The following is a 23,998-nucleotide window of genomic DNA, read 5'->3' on the forward strand; positions in this document are numbered from 1 at the left end:
TTCCACCCGCTGCACTCCGCACACCACCCCTCGGGAGCACCCTTCCCCCGAATGCCCCGAAACAACAAAAAACCGCCCCTTCGACATACGGCAGAAAAGAAATCTCACGAATATTGATTAGCTTTGTGTTTTGACAATAAGGCGAGCCACACCACCCGCCCCTCCCTCAGAAATTACTAACCTCAAAAACAACCCATAATACCATGAAATCACTCTACCGACTTCTGGGCACCGTTGTCATGGCCGGCGCACTCGCAGCCTGCTCGAGCGGTAACCTCCCGAAAGCCGACTATCAGGTCATCCCGCTGCCGCAACAGGTCGCCGCAGACAAAAACGGCACCTTCCGTCTGGACAACAGCGTGAAAATCATCTACCCCGACGGGAACGAACAGATGCAGAAAAACGCCGACTTCCTGGCCGGCTACATCCAGCAGATGACCGGTCTCCAGCTCCAGACTGCTCCCGGCACCGCCTCGGACGCCTCCGGCAACATCCTGCTCGCCCTGGGCCAGACCGCCGAAAATCCCGAAGCCTACCGGCTGCAGGTGAGCTCCGACGGCGTGACCCTGACCGGTACCACCGAAGCCGGCGTCTTCTACGGCATCCAGACCCTGCGCAAATCGCTGCCCGTGACCAAGGGCGACGTTCAGCTGCCCGCCGTTGAGATCAACGACTGGCCCCGCTTCTCGTACCGCGGCGCCCACTTCGACGTGAGCCGCCACTTCACCGGCGTCGACTCGATGAAACGCTTCATCGACATCCTGGCCCTGCATAACCTGAACCGCCTCCATTGGCACCTGACCGACGACCAGGGATGGCGCATCGAGATCAAGAAACGCCCGGAACTCACCACCATCGGTTCGCAGCGCAAGGCAACCGTCATCGGCCAGAACAGCGACTCGTACGACACCACTACCTACGGCGGTTTCTACACCCAGGAAGAGGCCCGCGAGATCGTCGCCTACGCCGCTGAACGCCACATCACCATCGTACCCGAGATCGACATGCCCGGCCACATGCAGGCCGCTCTGGCCGCCTATCCCGAGCTGGGCTGCACCGGCGGTCCCTACGAAGTGTGGAACCGTTGGGGTATCTCGGACGACGTGCTCTGCGCCGGTAACGACCAGACCCTGCAATTCATCGACGACGTGCTGAGCGAAATTATTGAAATCTTCCCCAGCGAATACATCCACGTCGGCGGCGACGAATGTCCCAAAGTGCGTTGGTCAAAATGTCCGAAATGCCAGGCCCGCATCAAAGCCCTCGGCATCAAACCCGACGGTAAGCATACCCCGGAACAGCAACTCCAGAGCTACATCATCGGCCACGCCGAAAAATTCCTGAACGAACACGGCCGCCGGATCATCGGCTGGGACGAAATCATGGAAGGCGGCATCACCCCGACGGCCACCGTCATGGCCTGGCGCAGCGCCCAAGAGGGGATCAAAGCCGCCAAGATGGGCAACGACGCCATCATGACCCCCACCTCGTACCTCTACTTCGACTACTACCAGAGTCAGGACGTGGACAAAGAACCGCAGGCCATCGGCGGCTATGTTCCGGTCAAAACCGTCTACAACTATGAACCCGTGCCCGAAGAGCTGACCCCCGAAGAGGCCAAACACATCATCGGCGTACAGGCCAACCTCTGGACCGAATACATCCCCAACTTCCGTCAGGTAGAATACATGGAGATGCCCCGCATCGCCGCCCTGGCCGAAGTGCAGTGGACCGACCCCAGCCTGAAAGAATACGACTCGTTCCTGGCCCGCCTCGGACAACTGGTCAACATCTATAACCTCGAAGGGTACAACTACGCCCAACACGTCTTCGACGTGAACGTCACCTTCCGGCCCAACCAGCAGGCCGGCGTGCTCGACGTAGTGATGCTGGCCATCGACAAAGCCGACATCCACTACACCCTCGACGGCAGCGAGCCCACCGCCTCGTCGCCCAAATACACCGACACGCTGAAGATCGACAAGCCCTGCACCCTCAAGGCCGTGATCGTCCGTCCGAGCGGCAACAGCCGGATCTTCACCGAAGAGATCGGCTTCAACAAAGCCAGCATGAAACCGATCACCATGCTCCAGCCGATCAACAAACAGTACGAATACGAAGGAGCCATCACCCTGGTGGACGGCCTCAAGGGCAACGGCAACTACAAAACCGGCCGCTGGATCGCCTTCTGGCAAAACGACATGGAGGCCGTGATCGACCTTCAGCAGCCCACCGAAATCTCCGAAGCGCAGATCGAAACCTGCGTGGCCATAGGCGACTGGGTATTCGACGCCCGCTACTTCGCAGTAGCCGTATCGGACGACGGACAGACCTATAAAACCGTTGCCGAAGCCGACTATCCCGTCATGAAGCAAGGCGACCGCAACGGCGTCTACGAACACAAACTCACCTTTGACCCCGTCCAGGCACGCTACGTGAAGATCACCGTCAAACCCGAACACAGCATGCCCGCATGGCACGGTGGCAAAGGCAGTCCCGCTTTCGTATTCATCGACGAAATCAGCCTGAACTAATCCCCCATAAAACCCTATAAAACAAAGAACTCACCCCTACCGATGAGAAAAGCACTGATTGCATGCGCTGCGGCCGCCCTCGCCCTGAGTGCGGCCTCGGCACAAGAGATGGAGAAATACCCCCTGGGCGACTACCAGGAACTGACCGACACCAAGCCCCACGACGACGCCGAAGTATGGGATGCCCTCAAGAAACCCGTCGAACTGGGCTGGGGCAGCATCGACACCCGCTACAAGAAGCTCGACGTTCCGAAGATCGAGAAAAGCACCCTCTGGAAAACCAAAGCCTGGAGAGGCGAGCGCGTCAACGGACAGGCCGTACTGTGGACCAACCGCGCGCTGGACGACGTACAGGTCACCGTCAGCGACCTGCGCTGCGGCAAATCGACCATTCCGGCCTCGGCCATCCGCGCCCAGTTCGTGCGCTACGTGATGACCGACGAACTGAACAAAGACGGCAAGGGAGGCTGCGGCCACCGTCCGAACCGGGCCGACTGGGACTCCTCGGTTGTCGCCGACGTACTCGACATCGTGAGCCTCCGCGACCTTCAGCCCCGCTCGACCCAACCCATCTGGGTCAACGTCTGGGTTCCCGAGGATGCCGCCCCCGGCCAATACAAGGGGACGCTGACCGTCACCGCCCGCGACCTCAAACCGATGAAACTCGACATCGGACTCGAGGTGGTCGATCGCACGCTGCCCCATCCGTCCGACTGGAAATTCCACCTCGACCTGTGGCAAAACCCCTACGCCGTGGCCCGCTACTACCAGGTGCCGCTGTGGAGCCGCGAACACTTCGACGCGATGCTGCCGCTGATGAAGATGCTGGCCAACGCCGGCCAGAAGGTCGTCACCGCCTCCATCATGCACAAGCCCTGGGCCGGCCAGACCGAAGACCACTTCGACAGCATGATCTTCCGCATGAAGAAGATCGACGGCACGTGGGTCTACGACTACACCGTGTTCGACAAATGGATCGACTTCATGCTCAACGAAGTGGGCATCGACGAACAGATCAACTGCTACACCATGATCCCGTGGGCACTGAGTTTCGACTACTTCGACCAGGCCACCAACCGCGTGCAGTTCGTGAACGCCGAACCCGGCGAAGCCGCCTATGCCGACTACTGGCTGCCGTTCCTGAAGGACTTCTCGCGCCACCTCCGTGCCAAGGGATGGTTCGAAAAGACCGCCATCTCGATGGACGAACGGCCGCTCAAGGCAATGCAGGAGGCCATCAAACTCATCAAAGAGGCCGACCCTGAATTCAAGATCACGCTGGCCGGCAACTATCACGAAGAGATCCAGGCCGACCTCCACGACCTGAGCATCCCGTACACCCACAAGTTCCCCGAAGCAGTCAAGGCACAACGCGAAAAGAACGGCCAGATCAGCACCGTTTACGTCTGCTGTACCGAACCGTTCCCCAACACCTTCACCTTCTCAAACCCGGCCGATGCGGCCTGGCTCCCGGTGCACGCCATCGCCGGCAACTACGACGGAGCGCTGCGCTGGACCTACAACAGCTGGACGGCCGATCCGCTGCGCGACTCACGTTTCCGCACCTGGGCCGCCGGCGACTGCTACATCGTCTACCCCGGCGACCGGAGCAGCATCCGCTTCGAACGGCTGATCGAAGGGATCCAGCAGGCCGAGAAGATCCGCCTGCTGCGTGAAGAGTTGACTGCGGAAGGGGCACAGAAAGAGCTCGACGAACTGAACGAGACCGTCGCCCTCTTCACCCCCGAAGGACTCGAAAAATCGCAGCTCGCCCCCGAAGCGATGCTCGTACAACTCGAGGAGCTGCTCAACACCCTCTAACCGACTCTCCCCGGCCCCGTCCGAAAGAGACGGCCGCTGAAAACAAAGCAAGCTGAGAACAAAGCGAGCAGGGCAGGAAAGTGATTCTTTCCTGCCCTGCTCGTTTATTATTCGCGAATGATTTTCCCCTGCGCACCGGTACTGCCTTTCCCCATTTGTCCGGGTTTGTTTTGCACCGCCCCTTCACGTCTCAATTCATTCACCCCACTTTAACCTGTCATCACTTCGACTCTGCTCCAACCATCTCCACACAAGCATCCTCCGCATTCCTTTCATTCCTCCGCGCCCGCGCACGCTCTATTCAATCCCCCTCCTCAAAAAACTATTTCTCAGCCAGGGTCGAGAGCAACCCGCACGCCGCGAAAATATCCTCACCGCGCGATGCCCGGGTCGTAGTGGTGATCCCCGCGGCATTCAGCGCCCCGTTGATCCACCGCATCCGCTCGGGCGACACGCCGTTCAACGGACTGTCCGGAATGGCATGGAAGCGGATCAGGTTGATCCGGCAGTCGAGCCCCTTCAACAGGCGCGCCAACCCCTCGACATGCCGCGGCGAATCGTTCACGCCGTCGAACACGATGTACTCGAAGCTCAGCCGCCGCTGGTGGGCGAAATCGAACTTCCGCAGCGCAGCCACCACCTCCCGGATCGGATAGCGGTTCTGAACCGGCATCAGTTCGCGCCGCTCCTCGTCGAACGGGTCGTGGAGGCTCACGGCCAGGTGCACCTTGGTCTCACGCAAAAGCCGCTCCATGGCCGGGATCACCCCCACCGTCGAGACCGTAATCCGCGTCGGGCTCCAGCCCAATCCCCACTCGGCCGTCAGGATGTCGACCGCACGCAACACCGCGTCGAGGTTGTCCATCGGTTCGCCCATCCCCATGAAGACGATGTTCGTCAGCCGCTCCGACTCGGGAATGGCCAGCACCTGGTTCATGATCTCACCGGCCGTCAGGTGGTGCTGGAACCCCTGCCGCCCCGTCATGCAGAAACGGCACCCCATCTTGCAGCCCGCCTGCGACGATACGCAGAGGGTGGCCCGATCGCCGTCCGGGATATAGACCGCCTCAATCGAACGGCCGCCCAACGTGGGGAAGAGGTATTTTTTGGTCCCGTCGACCGACACCTGCACTTCGGTCGGTTCGATCCGCCCCACCACATAACCCGCCTCGACCAACCGTTCGCGGGCCGCCAGCGACAGGTTGGTCATCGCCGCAATGTCCGAGACCCGTTTTTTGTAAAGCCAATCGGCCATCTGCCGTGCCGCAAAGGGCTTAAGCCCCACCTCGGCCGCCACAGCCTTCAATTCGGCAGGCGACAAACCCGTCAACCATTTTTCCATATCCCTATTTTCTGAAAGAAGACAAAAAATAATTTTCGATTTTTCCCAAATTTTTGTCCGCAGCCCCTCTTTTGCCGATAAAAAATTACCCTACAGAGGAGGCCGCGATCGAACCGTTCCGTCGCACCACACCCGCTCCGTTCCGCAGGTAAAGATACGATTTCCGTCGATACGACGAAACAGCCGGCAAAACAAAAAACCGCCTCACAGGGTATTGTGAGGCGGTTTCAGTGTCCTATTCGACGATTTTTGTGGAGAATACCGGGCTCGAACCGGTGACCTCTTGCATGCCATGCAAGCGCTCTAGCCAACTGAGCTAATCCCCCAATTGCAACGCAAATATAGGGCTTTTTTTTCATTTACCAAACATCCGCGAAAAACAGTGTTGCATTTTCCAAATAAAAGGCATAGCTTTGTATCGGTAATCCTATTCCCACGGTTAACGCATAAACCACTACTAACCATATGGAACTCAAAAAATCGCCCAAGGCCGATCTGGAAAACAAACGCAGCTATTTTCTGGAAATCGGTATCATCGTGGCCCTGGCTGCCTGCATCGGCATGTTCAGCTGGAGCCAGAAAGAACGGGTCATTGAGGTAGTCGAAGAGGCGCCCGTCGTCGTCGAAACCGAAATGACCGAGGTCACGGTTCAGGAAGACAAACGTCCGCCGGCACCGATGAAAACCCAGGCCGTCGTACTCTCCGACCTGCTGAACGTCGTGAAAAACGACGCTAAAATCGAACAAACGGTCAACATCCTCGACCTCGACGTAACCACCGACCTCGCTGTGGACGTTACCCGTTTCGGCGGTACCTACACCGGCCCCGAAGGTGAAGTCGAAGAAGAAGAACCCGTGATCATCGCCGAAACCATGCCGAGCTTCCAGGGTGGAGACGTCAACTCATTCGCACGCTGGTGTTCGAAAAACATCGAATACCCGCCGGCAGCTGCCGACAACGGCTCGCAGGGGAAAGTTACCGTACAGTTCGTCGTTGAACGTGACGGTTCGGTATCCAACATCACCATCCTCCGCGGCGTGGACAAATACCTCGACGAAGAGGCTATCCGCGTGGTAAAAAGCTCGCCCAAATGGCAACCCGGTGCAAACCGTGGCAAACCCGTCCGCGTGTATATCCAGGTGCCCATCAACTTCGTGCTGCAATAACAAACGAGGTACAGAATCTTAAAGAATACCCTGCGACCGACAGATCGCAGGGTATTCTTTTTTGCAACCTATGGACCTTTACCTTACCCCAAATCAAACGGAACAATTTCTATCAAACAGCGCCCCGTCGGAATAGAGCCCAAACAAGCGTTTGAGCCCCCCTCCCAGACAGCCCCACTACACATAGACTCGGCTTCTTTTCTGACATTGGATTCCGATATTAGTGACAAAACAATCCGGTATATTGCCTTAAACTATCAACCTGCTTCCCTCCCTATTTATTCCGGAAGTATTTATGTAAGACTCGGTCCCCTCTGAGCCACGCTGTTTTCCCTACTCTCCTGCCACCCGACAGCAAAACCACATCAATCCCCTCGATTCAGTATCGGACAAAGAACAGTACCGGGTACAGCAGATATACTTGAAAACGGAATCCGTTTTCCCTGCCTCCGTTACGCGTAATCCCCCATGTCCGAGTATGGGATACCGCCGGATTTGCCCAAGTCGAAAACTTCATTCTCGCCTTGCCACTATCGCCACTTTTGCTATATTTGTAAAAACCACTCAACCCATGAAACTCCACAGAACAGGGGTTTTGTGTCTTTTGGCAGCAGCACTTTTTGCAATGTCATGCGTTGCAGTACCGCCCGGACACAGCCGGCCCCATCCTCCGCATCACAAGGAGGCCCCGCATCACCCTCCCGGACACCACAAACCGCCGAAGCCCCACAAAAAGCCGAAAAAGCCCAAAGGGCCGCCGGCACCTCCGCCCTACGATTACGGCAACCGCCGATAATCCGCGGATATGTGCGAAATACAATCCCTTTCGGCCCGTTGAATATTGACGGGCCGAAAGGGATTTTGTGTTTTGTCAAGGCCCGCTATTACCGCCGAGCAGACAACCAATCTCGAACCAGAGAGTTACAAGACTTAAACGCCCTCAAAAACCACCCGTAACGCCATAATTGCTCCGATATTTCTCTCCGTCACGCGGTATCGCCTGTACGAAAAAGAGACTCTCCGCATAGATTCCGCGCATCCAGAAACAAAACATACACCGCACAAAAGAGGCGAGGGGTTGCGAAACATGCGATTCGCAACCCCTCGCCCGTTTGATAAAGCCACCGACCACACAATCGGACGACTGCAGACCGATGTCACGTACTACATCTTCTCGAACTTCACCAGGTAACCGCCACCCGACAACAACTTCACGGGCAGTGTGCGACCTGTTTTAACCCGGATTTTGTCGGTGCTCATCACAATCTTCTTGTAATTCTCGCCCTCGTCCGAGGCCACGGTCATCCAATAGTTTCCGGCAGGCAGGAAATCCAGAGAGAGCTCGCCGTCAAAAGCCTGCTCGCCATTCAACACGGCCAGATACCAGACATCCCCCTTGCGACGGGCAATGGCGGCCAGTTCGCCGATGCGGCTCTCGTCGAGCACCCGCGACTCGTCCCACACCACCGGCACCTCTTCGATAAACTGCCGTCCGGGGCAGGCCAGCATATCTTCCATATCAGCCGCCAGAATCAGCATCGGCGAGGTAAACATGTAGATCGACGCCAACTGATGGGTGAACGAAATCGAAGGCGGGCAGAACTGGCGGAAGTTCAGCGGCGTATAGTCGGCCGGGCCGGCCAGCCAGCGCGTGAAAGGCAGCACCGTATTGTGGTAGGGCCACGGCGGACCGGGAGCCCAGCTGTTCTCGCCGCCGACGGTTTCCAGACCGCGTACGGCCTCTTTGGCCAACAGGTTCGGATAGGTAAAGTTATCGCCGGTAAGTTTGTTCACGCCGTGGAAGATGACCATCAGCTGATTGGCAGCGGCCTCTTTCAGGATTGCCTCCATCAGATCGACCGTAAAGAGATTTTCCGTATGGAAAAAGTCGATTTTCAGCCCTTTAACACCGATTTCGTGGCATTTCTTCATGAAGTTGGCCCGCTCCTCGGCATCGACCAGACCGATGTCAGTCGTGTTGCCCGACCGAGGCGATGACGAGCGCCAAACCCAGATATCCACTCCCTTGGCGGCGGCATAATCGACCAGCTCCTTCATCATCTCCCACTTGGAGCGTCCGTTGGCCTCTTTCTCGGTTTTGGCCCAAAGTTCCCAACCGTCGTCGACCACAACCGACTGGAGACCCAGTTCGGCGGCACCGTCCACATATTTCTTATGGTTGGCAACACTCAGCCGGTCGGGTCCTTCGGTCAGCCAGGTGAAAACCGAACGGCCGGGACGAATCCACTCGGTATCAGCCCCATCCGGGAAGAGCTTGGGATCGGGACGGTCGGACACTTGAGCGATAATATCGTTATTGACCAGCCCGTTCAGATTATCGGCCAGCATCAGGATACGCCACGGGGTGACGATCTGGTCGGCCCCGTCACGCGGGGTGACGATCCAAGGCCAGTCGCGCACCTCCTCGTGCCAGTATTTCGTGGGAGGCAGACCGGTAACGATGCCTGTTTCCAGGTGGCCTTTGTTTTCGACATAGCCCCACTGCACACGGTTGCCTTCGCGACCGAACAACACGGCTCCGTGGTAGTGGAACAAGTTGGCTTCGGTGATGGCGGCATAGGTACCGTTGGGCAGGCGGAAGGTGGCCGGCGGAGCGAGCAGCTCGCCGTTAACGGTCTCAATTCCGCGATCCTGGTAGGCCTGTATCCATCCATACTGGAAGGGGCCGCTAGCATACCAGACATGGGTCCCGGCAGGGAAAATATAGGAGGTTTGTTCGCTGTATATGCAGCGGGGACCGTCGGCCGGGATGCGGTAACGCAGGGCCACGCCGTTATCAAAGGCACGGGTGTCGACATAGTAGGTCTGCCCGTCGGCGCGCTCGATGGTGTAGGTCACGGTTCCGGCGCCGGCAGGAGCGTTTGCGGCGATGCGGACCTCTTCGCCGAGCATCTGCCGGTCGACGTTCAGCCCCAGGGGCGAGGCGGAGATCACGGTTTTGCCCTGATACTCGACGTCGTAGGTCAATCGTCCGTCGGTGACTTTCAGATTCATTTCAGCCTGCTGGGCCCAGACCAGACCGGGTCCCGACGCCAGCAGAGCGACACAGAGGCGTGCCGCCAGTCGGTTGATTCTCATAGGGGTATAAATAGTTATGGGGTCAGTAAAACACAAAGATAAAAATTCACGACCGATATACAACTTTCCGTCCCCACTTGTCGCCTGTCGTCAACCCGTCACGAAACGCAAACAACCGCTCCGAAACCCCTGCCCGCAGCCCGACAAAAACAGATCTCCCCGGAGACCTTGTACGGTTTCCGGGGAGACAAAGGATCAATTCCGACACCTTGGCGGAGTTTAAGCATCGCCCTTGTACATATGCACATCCATCTGAGGGAAGGGGATGTTCAGACCGCGCTGCGAGAAGACCTTATACACCTTCTCGTTCATCCCGAAGTAGACGTTCCAATACTCCGGCGACTCGACCCACGCACGCACCACGATGTTGACCGAACTGTCGGCCAGCTCTTTCAGAGCGATAAACGGCTCGGGTTCTTTCAGTACCCGTTCGTCCTGGTCGAGCAGTTCGGCGATCGTCGCTTTGGCCACGTCATAATCGTCGCCATACGCGATGCCGAAGACCCAATCGACACGCCGCCGCGGCTCGTGCGAGAAGTTGTTGATAATGCCGGTCGATACGGGGCCGTTCGGCAACAGGATGGTCTTGTTGTCGACCGTATTGAGCACCGTGTGGACCAGCCGGATCTCCTTGACTGTCCCCTCTTCACCCTGCGCTTCGATATAGTCGCCCACCCGGAACGGACGGAACAACAGAATCATCACCCCGCCGGCAAAGTTCTGCAGCGTGCCGCTCAACGCCATACCGATGGCCAGACCGGCCGATGCGAAGAGGGCGATGAACGAGGTGGTGTCGATGCCCAGCACCCCGATGATAATGATGATCAGAAAGAGTGTCAGGGTGATATTCACCAGACTCATCAGGAAGGCCCGCAGCGACACGTCGACCCGCCGTCGGATCATGATGCGTTCCATGACCTTCCGCGCTCGACGGATCAACCACCGGCCGACCCAAAAGATCAGCAGGGCTACGAGTATCTTCAGCGCGACGGAGATCACACTGTGGGTCACCGTTTTGACCAGTTCCTCGCCGGACATCTGGGAGAGGGTCTCCAGTTTCTGCACAAACGTGGTTTTGACACTGTCGGCCTTTTCGACCACCTCGGGATTGGTGGCCAGTTGAGCTAAGAATCCAAACATAATCTACCTTATAGAATCCGTTTTAGTTACGTCGTATCACGGGCGGGGCGGAGGCTCCTCCGACCGGGGAGGGCGGAAGAATCTTGCGGTCCGATCTCGACAAATTTAGGGATAACACCCGGTTTTGCGTATTTTTGGGCTGTTTTTCAACCTTCAAAAGTCATGCCGGAACCTATCGTCACGCTCGAAAACGGAATCCTGAGCGAAACTGCCTGTCGTTTCACCTCGCCTCTGAACTTCACACTCAACAGCGGCGAACATATCGCCATCGTCGGTCCCAACGGCAGCGGCAAAACGCTGCTGGTCGAGACCCTGCTGGGCCAACGCGCCCTCTGCAACGGCCGTCTGGAGTACGGCTTCGCGGGCGGTGGCATCCGGTACATCGCGTTCCACGAAACCTACAACCGCGCTGAAGACGGCGAATACTACTACCAGCAACGCTGGAACTCGTGTGACAACGAGAATGCGCCGCGCGTGGGCGAACTGCTCGGCCGGCTGGAGGGCGACACGGCCCTGCGCGACGAGCTGTACGACCTGCTGGCCATCCGTCCGATGCTGGACAAACCGGTCATCATGCTCTCGAGCGGCGAGCTGCGCAAGTTTCAGATCGTCCGGATGCTGCTGACCCGGGCACGTGTGCTGGTGGTCGACAATCCGTTCATCGGGCTGGATGTGGCGGCACGCCGGCTGCTGAACGAACTGCTCCGGCGACTGACCGAAATGGCAGGTCTGCAACTGATTCTGGTACTGGCCACCGAATCGGACATTCCGCCCTTCATCACCCACATTTACCGCCTCTCGGACCGCACCCTCGGGCCGAAAATTCCGATCGGCGAGTTCGTCCAGTCTCCCGCCCCGGCCCATCCGACCGTTACGCTGCCGCCGGCCGAGGGGAGAGCACTCGAATGTACGGAGATGGTGCGTCTCAACGGCGTGACGATCCGTTACGGCGACCGTACGATTCTGGAGGCGCTCGACTGGACCATCGCCAATGGCGGGAAATGGGCATTGGCGGGTCCGAACGGCTCCGGAAAATCGACCCTGCTGAGCCTCATCAGCGCCGACAACCCGCAGGCCTACGCCCAGGACATCGTCCTCTTCGGACGGCAGCGAGGCACGGGCGAGAGCATCTGGGAGATCAAACGCCACATCGGGTACGTAAGTTCCGAGATGCACCGTTCGTTCCTGAAAGACATTCCGGCCGTACGGATGGTAGCCTCGGGCTATTTCGACTCGCTGGGTCTGTACGAAACCCCGACCGAGGCCCAGCTGACTTCGGCCCGGGCCTGGCTGGAGACGTTCGGCATCGAGTCACTGGGCCAGCAGTCGTTCCTGCGGCTCTCGAGCGGCGAACAGCGCCTCGTACTGCTGGCGCGTGCCTTCGTAAAGGACCCGGATCTGCTGATTTTGGACGAACCGCTGAACGGACTGGACGAAACGAACAAGGAACGGGTAAAGGCCATTATCGACGCCTTCTGCGCCCGGACGGGAAAAGCGCTGATCTACATATCGCACTACGACACCGACCTGCCGTCGTGCATCGACCACCGGCTGGAACTGCAACGCCACTAACCCTCCGGCCGCCCGGCGCACGCCGCGACTCGCCGAACGGGATTAAAGGTGTGATTGCCGCGGACATCAACACCTGCCCCCCTCCGCAATCTCCAGTCACTCGGCATTAATACGACGAACGGATCGACCTTGAAGTAATCAAGTCGATCCGTTTTATTACCACCCCCACAAACGAATACAGGGCGCGCAACCATTCATTGCATGCCCCGACACATTTCGACGGTATATTCGATGGATATTCCATATTCAGACTTCCGCTCCCCCTTAAGAACACTCCCCCCCACGACCTCGCATCCCACGCTCATACTGGATTCCGACAGCGTACCGCCCGCCAGGCTCCCGACCTCAGCACCTTCCGCACCGCCTCTTCCCATTCACTCCTGCCCCCTCCCCCTGTCCCATCCTTTTCACGCAACTTCTCCTCTCCACCCGCCGCCCTTCTCCCAAAAAACGCACAAACAAAAAAAGAGAATCACCGTTTGATGACTCTCTTTCCTTAGTGGGAGCTGAGGGATTCGAACCCCCGACCCTCTGCTTGTAAGGCAGACGCTCTGAACCAACTGAGCTAAGCTCCCTTGCTGATTGCGATACAAAGGTACGGCTTTTTCGATATTCTCCAAAAATTTCGATAACTTTTTTTCACTTTTTTTGCCCCGATCGACTCAACCCCCTCATTGTCAGCACGAAGAAAACCGATATTTTTTTGCGGTTTTTGGAGCACCACACGACTTTCACCCGACCTGCCGCGCGGTGACGAAGAGATTCCGAAGTAAAACCGGCTCTGCAATCCCTAATTTTTTCACAAAACTGACGCTGCACATACCGCCAAGAGCGGACAAGCGCCCCGACGCACCGCCACCCCGGCTACTCGGCAGACCGTCCAGCCGCCGGTACTTCGACCTCCCTGGCAAACGGTTCGACAGGCTCGGCGGGAGCGCTCTCCCCACGAGGCACCGTCTCATTACTCGTCGTATCGGCGACAGAGCCGGTTGCCTCCAGCGATTCCAACTCACGGGCCTCCTCCGAACTGAGCGAATCGGCCGCCGGCAGCAGCGCTTCGGGCGACTCGGTCTGCGGCGTGATCCGCAGGCGGGTGGCATCCTCCAGACGTGGCCCGCGCTGAAACACCTCGCGGATATAGTTGCGCAAATTCATGCGGGTATCTTCGATCAACTCGACCCGCGTCGGCAGATTGGCGTCCTTGTATCGGGCCCGCGTGATCTTGAAGTCAAAATCGTCGAGGTTGCCAAAAATATCAATGCCCAACCGGAACGGAATCGGCGACTTGAGCACCGAGATATGATAATTGAACGTCATGTCCATCTTATGCACCCCGCTGACTGCAGCCCGATAGCGGTCGATCTCGACCACAAACGGGAAGATCTCGATCTGGGCATCGCGCACCAGCAGTTCGGTCGAGATATGGTCGATCAGATTACGCTTCTTGTTCTTGAAAAGCAGCATCTTGGAGATCTCGGCAAACGTCTCGCCATCCATCAGCACCAAGCTGTCGCCATCCAGGTGGCAGGCGGCATTGAGCGACGGCAACAGGATGTTCATGGCGCTGTCGAGCCGTGCCGTGAGGGCGATCTGACAATCGACCACACCGTCGAACGACCGCAACATCGGCATCAGGGTGTCAATCGACGGTATCAGCTCGATCAGCCGCGCCACCTGCATCTTCTCCATCTCCAGGTCGAAACCGGTCTGTATGTCCTGCGGCGTCCGGGTTGCATAGAGCCCCGTGAGTTTCAGATTGCCGGCGTTACTCCGCATCACCAGGTTGGAGAGCTGGATGGCCCGGTTGCGTGCCTGCACTTCGCCCGAGAGGCTGTCCAGCGCCAGATTGGCGTAGACCCCGCGGTGGACCGTCATGTCGAACTTCATGTCGATATTGCCGGGCACCATCAACAGCGAACTCACAGCCGAAGTATCGACCGACTGTGTGATCCGCTGCTCCAGCGCGTCGTCGCTTTCGACCTCTCCGACTCCGCCCTGAGCCACCAGTGCCGATCCGGCATTGGCCACGCGGACGATCTCGTTCAGATTCAACGTATCAGCCACAACCGTCAGGTTTCCGCGCAATTTGCCGCGTCCCAACATGGCCCGCTTCAACCCGTTCACATCGCCCGTGAGCACCATTTGCGACTGGCCGGCCTTCAGGAAGGTCCGGTTCAGACGCACCTCGTCGGTATTGAACACAATATCCACATCCCGCAACACGGTGGCAATCGGGAAATAGGGGGTCACGATACGCCCCGAACGGGCCTTGACCCAACCGTTCACCTGCCAACGCCGCAACAGGGCGGAGAGGTCGGACGAAAGCTGCATGTCGATGTCGCCGGCCCACGTCTCCTGCTGAGGTTGCCGGGCCGTACGCAACGAACGGACATGAGCCAGGAGGGAATCTCGCCGAATGTCGGGATAGAGCTGTTGCAGGGAGTCCAAACGCTGCTCCCGACGGAGCAGCTGCGCGCTGTCGGGACGGTTCAGCGTTGCCTCCAGCCCGACACTCCCGCGACCGATCACGAAACGGCTGGCGCGGTCGCGCAGCGAAAGCCGCCGTGCCTGAATCTGAAGCGCAATGTGCGGTACACGCGGTGCATCCCGATCGGGCCGGATGCTCCAGTCGGTTTCGAGACCGCGCCCCACAAAGGTGGTCGAGTCACCCAGTTCGACCCGCAGACCGGTGGCCGACAACAACCCCTGCGAAGGGTGTACGGCGGTCGTATCGCCCGTCAGGGTCTGAGCCGACGTCGCGGCCTGCACTTTGATTTTCTTGCCTCTTACGCTCACCGTGTGCCCCATCTCCATATTCAGGGTATCGAGCGAGAGCAGGGCCCCGACAACCCCCAAGTCGGTGCGTTTCACCGAATCGATCCGGGCGGCTCCGGCCCCCAGCCCCAACAGGCCGTGGCCGACCATCAGACGGAGTTCACGGCTGGGAAGGTGCATCCGCAACGTATCGACAGTCAATTTGCCGCGCAAGTCGGCATTCCCGATCTGAGCCGGATTGAGCTGACTGAGACGGGCATGCCCCTGCATATCGAGGGCAATCCGTCCCCGAAGGGTCGTCCCGTCGGACGAGGGGAAATGGCGGGTCAGGTAGTCCAGCGACAGGTCGCCGCGAACGTTGCCGGCAAAACCGGCGTCGCCGGTCAGTCGGTCCAGTTTACCCGCGGCGTAGAGATTCATCCCCACGCCCGACACCTGAAACTGCCGCAGATCGACCCCCGTCGAGTCGGGATAACGGGGCCGGAATCGCAGCGTTGCGTCGAGGGCCAGCGTGTCGATCCGACTGCCGGTACGGTCTTTGGTGTAATGCAGGTAACCGGCCGGTATCCGCCAATCGGCCGTTATGTCGGGCAGGGTGCGGGTAGAAAGGGCAATCGGCCCGTCGATCCGCAGGTCGAGATCGGTAGTCAGGTTGGTCTCATAGTCGCGCGCCAGGGGCAGTATCTCGGTGGGGATTACGTGAAGCATGCTGGCAAGTTTCATTCCCTGGGTCCGCAGCCCGAAGTGGGTCACAACGGTATCGCCCTGGAACGTGGCATCGCCTTCGGCCGTGACGAGCATGTCGTTCAGATGGAGCGCAAAGTCACGCAACGCGACGGCCCGATGGTCTTTCCCGCTAAAACGGATCCCGGTCTGCAGCCGTACGGAATCGAGCCAGTGAACCCCTTGCCAGACTACCTCCTTCACACCCAGCCCCAGGGTATAGTCGACCCGCCGGCGACCGCTGACCGAGAGGCTGTCGATCCGCGCAGAGCTGACCTTCCCGTCGGCATCGAGTCGCAGGGCCAGATCGCGCAGCCGGAAGCGGCGCAGGTCGTTCTGCAACAGATCGGTCGTCAGGTCGCCCCGCACGACGAGACTGCGCAGGGTGACCGTGGCCGAGAGACGGTCGGGACGGCTGTCGTAGCTGAGCGAAAGGCCGTTCCGAATCGTAATCCGGTTGATATTGACCACAAAGGAGGTCGAGCTGGTATCGGTCTCGACAGTGGTCGTGTCGCTGCGGTAAATATTCCAGTTGGGAGTGCCGTCCGGAGCTACATAGGCGTTCAGATGGGCATCTTCGAGGGAGATACGACGGATGTCGGCTCGTCCGGATGTAAGGGCCAGCGCGTTCAACGCCACATCGAGACGGCCGATCCGGGCCAGTGTATCGGCCCGTGCAGGCAGGGTTTGACGAACGGAGTCGGGCAGTGGAGCGAATGCGTGTGAAACAATTTCGGCACCGCGTAACCGAAGGGTTACATGCGGAAAATCCCGGAACAGCGAGACACTGACGGTATCAAAACGGACCTGCGCATCGAGATACCGGTCACACAACTGGGACACCAACGGCGTGAGCCGCTCGGGAGTAAGCAAAAGAGCCGCAGCACCAAGGATCAACCCCAGCAGCACAACGAGGGTCCCGAGGGGAATGAATATGAGTTTTCGAACTGTTTTTCGCTTCATGATTCTCAAAATTACGACTTTTCCGACTTCCCTGTTTCAAAAAGTCTGCCAAGTATAACGACTCTCGCCAGTGGGATTCGTACATCAGGCGATCGATTTTTCAGTGGGGCCCCATTGGCAACCAACACACCGAATTATTTAGACCAACCCCTATTCGGGGCAATACCACTCTGACGGGGTGGCCGAAGCCACCGCCTGCCCGGCGTGAGGGCAGTTCCGTACTACTCGCGATGCTATACTCAAAAAGCCCGCGAATGCGATTTAGAGAGAAACGAATGATTCGCGACATTGGGCGAATCGTTCGTTTCTCTTTGAGCGGGCTTTATTTCGTGCGGACAAAAACGTTCTTCGACTGCCCTGCGCGGGCGGCGGCCGCGTGCTCGCGGCGGCGCAGTGGTTGGCTTGAGGCGACAGCTAGCAGACATAAAGTGCACATAACAACCTCTATTCGAGACAATACCACTCTGACGGGGTGGCCGAAGCCACCGCCTGCCCGACGTGAGGGCAGTTCCGTACTACTCGCGATGCTATACTCAAAAAACCCGCGAATGCGATTAAGAGAGAAACGAATGATTCACGCCATTGGCGAATCGTTCGTTCCTCTTTGAGCGGGCTTTTGTTTGAGATAACAACCATTCTTTGACTGCCCTCCGCGGGCGGCGGCCGCGTGCTCGCGGCGGAGCGAGCGATACTGCGTATCGCTTGTGTCGTTAGAAACCACGCTGACGGAGTGCCCGAAGGCACCGTGCCCGCGGCGGAGCGGGCGATACTGCGTATCGTTTATGTCATTAGAAACCATGCTGACGGGGCGCCTGAAGCCACTTCCCGCCGAATTCTGGAAGGTTAAGGAAGGTGTAAAATCGGGATTTTTCGTATCTTTCGGGTTGGAATTATGGTACTTCTCATTCTACTCGTCATCTCGATCGTGTTGCAAATCTTTGCAGCCGGGGTGGCCGTGCGACTGACGCGCACGACCAAATTCAATTCGTCGTGGATCCTCTTCACGATCGCCCTGGTGCTGATGTGCGCCATGCGGTTCAACGAATTCGCACAGGCCCTCTCCGAACGCACCCAGGGACGAACCAACATGATCGTCATGGAACCGGAATACTACGTGTGGGTCGGCGTGGCCACTTCGCTCTGCTTCGCCGTGGGGGTGTTCATGATCAAAAAGATTCTGAACTACATCGCCCTGCGGGAAGAACAGCGACGCAACAGCGAAAAACGAGTCCTCAGCGCCGTTATCCGGGCCGAGGAGAACCAACGACAGATCATCTCCAAAGAGCTGCACGACGGACTGGGTCCCCTGCTGTCGTCGGTAAGGATGAGCGTCTCGGCACTCTCGACCCAGCCGCTCAACGACACCCAACGCGAAATCCTGGCCAACACGGAGTACGTCATCAACGAAGCGGTCAAAAGCCTGACCGAGATCTCGAACAACCTCAGTCCGCACGTGCTGAACAACTTTGGGGTGGCGCGGGCGCTGAACACCTTTATCCGCAAACTGCAACCGATGTGTCCCTCGACACGGATCGTCTTCAACCCCGGCAACATGCGCGAAGTGCGGTTCAATCCTGATCGGGAAGTGATCCTCTACCGGGTGGTCTGCGAACTGATCAACAATGCGCTGAAACATGCCCAGGCCAAGACGCTGGCCGTGGACATGCGGATCGAGCGGGAGCGAATCACGGTGAACGTAGCCGACGACGGCATCGGCTTCGACACGGAGGCCGAATCGGACGGAATGGGAATGTCGAACATCGCCTCGCGCATCAGTTCGATCCGGGGCGAACTGCGGATCGACAGCCGTCCCGGTGGAGGCGGGACGCGGGTTTTCATCCGGATCAATACGAGGTAAGGGAAGGACTGCATGACCCGTATGGAACTGTCCCTTTCTTGAAAGAAAGAGACCCAAAGAACTTTTCGGCGGATGCTGCGCATCCTAAACGGCGGGTCATCGACCAACCGGGCAGACGCGGCCATCTCAAAAGTTTTTGGTGCCGCTTTTTTCAAAAAGCGGCAGTCGCTTACAGAACACAAATACCGCTTGCGAAATTTGCGAGGTGGTGAGAAGGAAACGAAATTAAGACGCAACAGTCGCGCATACGGAACAAACGGTGATGCAGTGTAAAATTCGGGAGGTAACATCCCCAACAACCCAACGGCAATGAAAGAAAACAATAAATACTCGGTACTGCTGGTCGACGACCATGCTCTCTTTCGGAACGGGCTCAAACTGCTGCTCAACTCCCACCCGAAATTCCGCGTCAGCGGCGAAGCCGGGACCGGCACCGAAATGCTCGCCCTGCTGACCGACGCGGCCGCCTCGCCCGACGGACTGCCCGACGTCGTTCTGCTCGACATCTCGATGCCCGAGATGAACGGCATCGACGCCGCAGCCGAAGCCCTCGCACGCTATCCCGACTTGCGGATCATCACCCTTTCGATGTACGGCGAAGAGGACTACTACTTCAAGATGGTGTCGCAGGGGGTCAAAGGGTTCCTGCTCAAAAATTCCGACATCACCGAAGTCTACGCCGCACTCGAAGCCGTGCTGGAGGGAGGCTCCTACTTCTCGCAGGAGCTGCTCTTCAACCTGGTCAGCAACCTGCACTCCTCGTCGCCCTCGACGGCCGGCGAAACCGACGAAGAGGAGAGCGAGACCGACGAGACCCTGCTCTCGGACCGCGAAAAAGAGATTTTGCTGCTGATCTGCAAAGGGATGACGAACAACGAGATTGCCGAAACACTGTTTATCTCGAAACGCACCGTCGACAAACACCGGGCCAATATTCTCGAAAAAACGAATTGCAAGAACACCGCCAACCTGGTGGTCTACGCCATCAAGAACGGCCTTGTAGAGATCTGATCCTACCCCCCCGCATCGGACAATACGGCCGGAGCGAACCGACCGTCACAACCGCCACCGGCAGAGAAACCGACCCGTCGAACCCGGCCTACACAGCCCCTCGGGAGCGGTAGTCCCCTCAGCCTCGGGTTCGCAAAGACACAACCGGTCGGGGCAACAGGCGGTCTGCTCCCCCATCCCCCAAAAAACTTCTCAACAGGAAATGCCCGGCAGAGAGCGCCTCAGGCCTTGAATTTACGGAACGTAACCACCGCGAGACCCGCCATGGCCACGGCAAAGAGTCCCATCCCCGTCCAGTGCGGCAGCAGATCGGCCGCCGAGCTGCCTTTGATGAGCACCATCTTGATGGACGAGATGATATGCGCCACGGGATTGACCACATTCATGCGCTGCGCCCACTCCGGCATACTCTCGACCGGCGTGAAAAGACCGCTCATGAGGATCAGGATCATCATGATGAAAAACGTCGGGAAGATGGACTGTACCTGGGTCTCGGACAGGTTGGCAATCACGAACCCCAGACACAGTACCCCGATCAGGTAGAGTGTCACCACGGCGTACAGCACACCGATATTTCCGACCATCGGCACGGCATAGACCAGTCGCGCCAACACCAGCCCAATCGTAAACTGCACCAGCCCGATAACCAGGAAGGGAGTCATTTTGGCCGTCATGTACCAGGCACGGCTCATGGGCGTGACGTTCAACTGTTCGATGGTTCCGCGCTCCTTCTCCCGAACCGTATTGAGGGCCGTCATCGACAGCCCGACGATCGTGATCAACAGAGCCAGGATTCCCGGTACGATAACCGTTTTGTAGTCGAACCGCGGATTATACCACTCCTGAGTAGCCACGTTGACCTGTACGGGGTATTTGTCGGTCGGTGCGGCGGCCGGAATCAGCCGTTCGGTCGCGAGTTCAGTCGCAAAATCGGCCACGATGGAGTTCAGATACCCCGAAGCCACGCCCGCACTCAGCCCGTTGATGGCCGAGATGTGGACCGACAGTTCGGGACTATGCCCCAGTACCATATCGCGTTCGAAATCGTCCGGCACCTCGATAATCATGTCCACCTCGCCCCGTTCGATACAGCGTTCGGCCTCGGCCCACGACGGCGCCACGTCGGCCAGCGAGAAGTAGCCTCCGGCCTGAAGTTTGGTCAGCAGACGCCGGCTGAACTGGGAGTTGTCGCGGTCGATCGCCGCCATTCTGAAATTCTTGATATCGTAATTGGCCGCCAGCGGCAGCACCAGCAGCTGGATGACCGGCAACAGCAGTACGACCCGCAGCATGTAACGGTCGCGGAAAATCTGGAGAAACTCCTTTTTGAGCAGTATGGCGAACTTACGCATTCGGATAGTCGGGAGAGTTGTCCCGGAGGTCGATTCGGGATACAGACAAAGATACTCTTTTTTCAGTACGTCGGAAAACATCGTACCTTTGCGCCGGAAAACAGACACGTTTACATACCTGCTTATCCAAAACATACGTTAATAACCACATACCTCGAACACAACAGCCGACTGCCTGGCTGATTCCGCACTGAAAAGCCAAGAGATTTCACGGCCGCGGAACAATGGGTTTCCCATACCGGGTATGAACCGGGCAGCACAGGGGGCAGCTGCCGCCGGACTCCTCGCGACATTTCCGGTAGCGAGCCTTTTCGCTCCCCCCTGACGTTATTTTGATCTTCTCGCATGATGAACCGACGACTGAGTCCCTGGATCCACAACACGCTGACCGTACTGGCCTGGCGGATCGTACTGATCTACGTGCTGCTATTCGTGCTGCGCGTCATTTTCTACCTCTTCAACACCGACACCCTAGGCAGCATGACCTGGGCCGAAGTTCCCGCCCTGCTGCGCGGCAGCCTGCTCTTCGACACGGCCAACATCTGTTACGTCTACTGCCTCTTCGTGGTACTTTCGCTGCTGCCGCTGCGCGCTCGCGAGCGGGGGTGGTACCAGCGGATGCTACTCTGGATATGGAGCGTGGTGATGGTCGTGGTGGTGCTGATGAACCTCACCGATACGGTCTATTTCCACTACGCCAAAAAACGGCTCACCGTCGATGAGCTCCACTTCACCGAGAACGACAACACGGGCCACATCCTCTGGAAAGCCGCCGGCGAAAACTGGTACCTGGTGCTGATCGCCGCGCTGCTCATCTGGGGCATGATCCGGCTCTACCGCTGTGTGAAACCCGCACCGATCCGAACCCGGAACAACTGGGTTTTCGTCCCGACCGGCGTTCTGCTGACGATTCTTTCGGTCGTGCTGCTGGTGGGCGGCATGCGTGGCGGACTGAACCATGCCATCCGCCCCATCGCCATGAGCCAGGCCGCACAATTCGCCGTCTCGCCCGCCAAGGCCTCCATCGTGCTGAGCAACCCCTTCTGCGTGCTGCGGACCATCAGCAACAAGAAGATCAGCTACGTCCGCTACTTCCCCGACCCGCAGGAGCTCGCCGCCCGCTTCTCGCCCTATCACTACCCCGTAGCCGACAGCCTGCGTCACGACCGATTCGGAACCCAGCAGGGCAAGAACATCCTGATCTTCGTGCTCGAAAGTTTCAGCTACGAGCACTCGGCCTACCTCAATCCCGACCTCTATCCCGGCGAAGCGGGCTACACCCCGTTCCTCGACTCGCTGATGCAGCAGGGCTACCTGTTCCGCCGCGGCTACGCCAACGGGCGCAAGTCGATCGACGCCCTGCCGTCGATTCTGAGCTCCATCCCGTCGTTCAAGACCCCGTTCGTGGTGACCCCCCAGTCGCTGGGCGAGACCCACGGACTGGCCCGACTGCTGGGCGACGAGGGGTACTCCACCTGGTTTTTCAACGGTTCGGAAAACAAATCGATGGGTTTCGTGGCCTACGCCAAACTCTCGGGCGTGAAGGAGGCCCGCACCCGCGAAGACTACGAGGCCAAGTCGGCACCCGCGACTTCGACAACTACTGGGGCATCTGGGACGGTCCCTTCATGCAATACATGGCCCGCGAGCTGAACCACGCCCCGCAACCCTTCTTCGCCACGATCTTCACCCTCTCGTCACACCACCCGTTCGTCGTGCCCGAAGGCTACGAGACGATCCTGCCCGAGGGACACACCAAGGCCCAGCGTCCGGTGGCCTACACCGACCGCTCGCTGCGCGACTTCTTCGCCTACGCCCGCAACCAGCCCTGGTACAACAACACGATCTTCGTCTTCACGGCCGACCACGTGTCGAGCGAGGTGTACGGCGACGTGACGAAAACGCCAACGGGCAATTCGCACATTATCTTCTTCCTCTACACCCCCGACGGGTCACTGCGCGGCGACGACCGCCACGTGGCCCAGCAGATCGACCTGATGCCGACCCTGCTGGGACTGACCGGCTACGACAAGCCCTACTTCGCCTACGGACAGGACATGTTCGAGATCCGGGCCGACTCGTCCCGCACCGCCCAGCGGGCCTTTGCGATCAACTACGTGAACGAAGCGTTCCAGTGGATCACCGACTCGACAGCGATGTTCTTCAACGAGCACGACGTGACCCACCTGTTCGATCTGAACCGCGACCCGATGGAGCAGCACAACCTGATCGAAACGGGCACCCAACCCGCTCCCGAACAGGTCGACCGGATGAAGGCTCTGCTCCAGACCTACTACGAACACCTCGAACGGAGCGACTTTATCGTCCACCCGTCCGATACGATCCGATAGCGAGCAGCATACTGCACAGTCTGCGACGGCAAACTGCGGCCTATGGCTGCAATTGCGAGCTGCAGTCGCGAGTTGTGATTGCGACCTGCAGCACGGAACGAAAGCAAAGAGCAGCCGCACGCCCTTCCCGTTTCCGAAGCGGCACCGACAGAACCTGCCTGAGGGTAGGCATGTCGGTGCCGCTTCCGTTTTCGCCAAAGGGCACCCAACCCGCCCTCCGAAAAGGCCCGAGGGGAAACCCGAAGCACGAGTATCCGTCCACCGGGCAGAAACCGGAACATTCTGCTCCC

Annotated in this window: 13 protein-coding genes and 2 tRNA genes; 8 read left to right on the top strand and 7 right to left on the bottom strand. The window is 58.6% G+C overall.

Annotated features, from left to right (window positions below; genetic code table 11):
- Positions 1 to 203 precede the first annotated feature (203 nt).
- Together BQ5379_RS06955 and BQ5379_RS06960 are read left to right on the top strand one after the other, a co-directional pair.
- On the top strand, positions 204 to 2,534 hold the full coding sequence (locus BQ5379_RS06955; RefSeq protein WP_071134768.1) for a glycoside hydrolase family 20 protein: 2,331 nt from the start codon (positions 204 to 206) through the stop codon (positions 2,532 to 2,534).
- A 42-nt stretch (positions 2,535 to 2,576) separates the two neighbouring features.
- A complete protein-coding gene (locus tag BQ5379_RS06960) occupies positions 2,577 to 4,355 on the top strand; it encodes a DUF4091 domain-containing protein (protein ID WP_071134769.1) in 1,779 nt (592 codons plus the stop codon).
- 322 nt (positions 4,356 to 4,677) lie between these two features.
- Here BQ5379_RS06960 and rlmN read toward each other — a convergent pair whose 3' ends face one another.
- Together rlmN and BQ5379_RS06970 are read right to left on the bottom strand one after the other, a co-directional pair.
- Complete coding sequence (gene rlmN / locus BQ5379_RS06965; RefSeq protein ID WP_071134770.1) at positions 4,678 to 5,697, bottom strand: dual-specificity RNA methyltransferase RlmN; 1,020 nt, start codon at positions 5,695 to 5,697, stop codon at positions 4,678 to 4,680.
- A 252-nt stretch (positions 5,698 to 5,949) separates the two neighbouring features.
- Positions 5,950 to 6,023 (bottom strand) — tRNA-Ala (locus BQ5379_RS06970).
- Positions 6,024 to 6,162: 139 nt separating this feature from the next.
- Between BQ5379_RS06970 and BQ5379_RS06975 the strand changes: the two genes are divergently transcribed.
- Complete coding sequence (locus tag BQ5379_RS06975; protein ID WP_071134771.1) at positions 6,163 to 6,864, top strand: energy transducer TonB; 702 nt, start codon at positions 6,163 to 6,165, stop codon at positions 6,862 to 6,864.
- A 1,164-nt stretch (positions 6,865 to 8,028) separates the two neighbouring features.
- Here BQ5379_RS06975 and BQ5379_RS06980 read toward each other — a convergent pair.
- Positions 8,029 to 9,963, bottom strand: coding sequence for a glycoside hydrolase family 97 protein (locus BQ5379_RS06980; RefSeq protein WP_071134772.1), 1,935 nt, complete (start codon positions 9,961 to 9,963; stop codon positions 8,029 to 8,031).
- Between the two features lie 219 nt (positions 9,964 to 10,182).
- Positions 10,183 to 11,103 carry a mechanosensitive ion channel family protein gene (locus BQ5379_RS06985; RefSeq protein ID WP_083377638.1) on the bottom strand — a complete coding sequence of 307 codons (921 nt, stop codon included), beginning with the start codon at positions 11,101 to 11,103 and terminating at the stop codon, positions 10,183 to 10,185.
- Positions 11,104 to 11,265: 162 nt separating this feature from the next.
- Here BQ5379_RS06985 and BQ5379_RS06990 point away from each other — a divergent pair, with 162 nt between their 5' ends.
- Positions 11,266 to 12,675, top strand: a complete 1,410-nt coding sequence (locus BQ5379_RS06990) for an ATP-binding cassette domain-containing protein (RefSeq protein ID WP_071134773.1) — start codon at positions 11,266 to 11,268, stop codon at positions 12,673 to 12,675.
- Between the two features lie 500 nt (positions 12,676 to 13,175).
- Here BQ5379_RS06990 and BQ5379_RS07000 read toward each other — a convergent pair.
- Together BQ5379_RS07000 and BQ5379_RS07005 are read right to left on the bottom strand one after the other, a co-directional pair.
- Positions 13,176 to 13,250 (bottom strand) — tRNA-Val (locus tag BQ5379_RS07000).
- A gap of 289 nt (positions 13,251 to 13,539) precedes the next feature.
- A complete protein-coding gene (locus tag BQ5379_RS07005; RefSeq protein ID WP_071134775.1) occupies positions 13,540 to 17,136 on the bottom strand; it encodes an AsmA-like C-terminal region-containing protein in 3,597 nt (1,198 codons plus the stop codon).
- 892 nt (positions 17,137 to 18,028) lie between these two features.
- On the opposite strand from BQ5379_RS07005, the gene BQ5379_RS07010 reads away from it, so the two are divergent.
- Together BQ5379_RS07010 and BQ5379_RS07015 are read left to right on the top strand one after the other, a co-directional pair.
- Positions 18,029 to 18,994 (top strand): sensor histidine kinase, encoded by a 966-nt coding sequence (locus BQ5379_RS07010; RefSeq protein ID WP_071134776.1) that lies wholly within the window; start codon positions 18,029 to 18,031, stop codon positions 18,992 to 18,994.
- 309 nt (positions 18,995 to 19,303) lie between these two features.
- The gene (locus BQ5379_RS07015; RefSeq protein WP_071134777.1) at positions 19,304 to 20,005 is read left to right on the top strand and encodes a response regulator; all 702 of its coding nucleotides are present in this window, start codon (positions 19,304 to 19,306) and stop codon (positions 20,003 to 20,005) included.
- A 221-nt stretch (positions 20,006 to 20,226) separates the two neighbouring features.
- Here the strand turns inward: BQ5379_RS07015 and BQ5379_RS07020 are convergent, their stop codons facing one another.
- The gene (locus BQ5379_RS07020; RefSeq protein WP_071134778.1) at positions 20,227 to 21,357 is read right to left on the bottom strand and encodes an ABC transporter permease; all 1,131 of its coding nucleotides are present in this window, start codon (positions 21,355 to 21,357) and stop codon (positions 20,227 to 20,229) included.
- Positions 21,358 to 21,702: 345 nt separating this feature from the next.
- On the opposite strand from BQ5379_RS07020, the gene BQ5379_RS11445 reads away from it, so the two are divergent.
- Both BQ5379_RS11445 and BQ5379_RS11450 read left to right on the top strand, forming a co-directional pair.
- Positions 21,703 to 23,010, top strand: coding sequence for an LTA synthase family protein (locus BQ5379_RS11445; protein ID WP_394332053.1), 1,308 nt, complete (start codon positions 21,703 to 21,705; stop codon positions 23,008 to 23,010).
- Positions 22,995 to 23,708, top strand: coding sequence for a sulfatase-like hydrolase/transferase (locus tag BQ5379_RS11450; protein WP_394332054.1), 714 nt, complete (start codon positions 22,995 to 22,997; stop codon positions 23,706 to 23,708). The genes BQ5379_RS11445 and BQ5379_RS11450 overlap by 16 nt, the downstream gene beginning before the upstream one ends.
- Positions 23,709 to 23,998 lie beyond the last annotated feature (290 nt).

It is taken from the genome of Millionella massiliensis, assembly GCF_900104655.1.
In the GTDB taxonomy this organism is placed as follows: domain Bacteria; phylum Bacteroidota; class Bacteroidia; order Bacteroidales; family Rikenellaceae; genus Rikenella; species Rikenella massiliensis.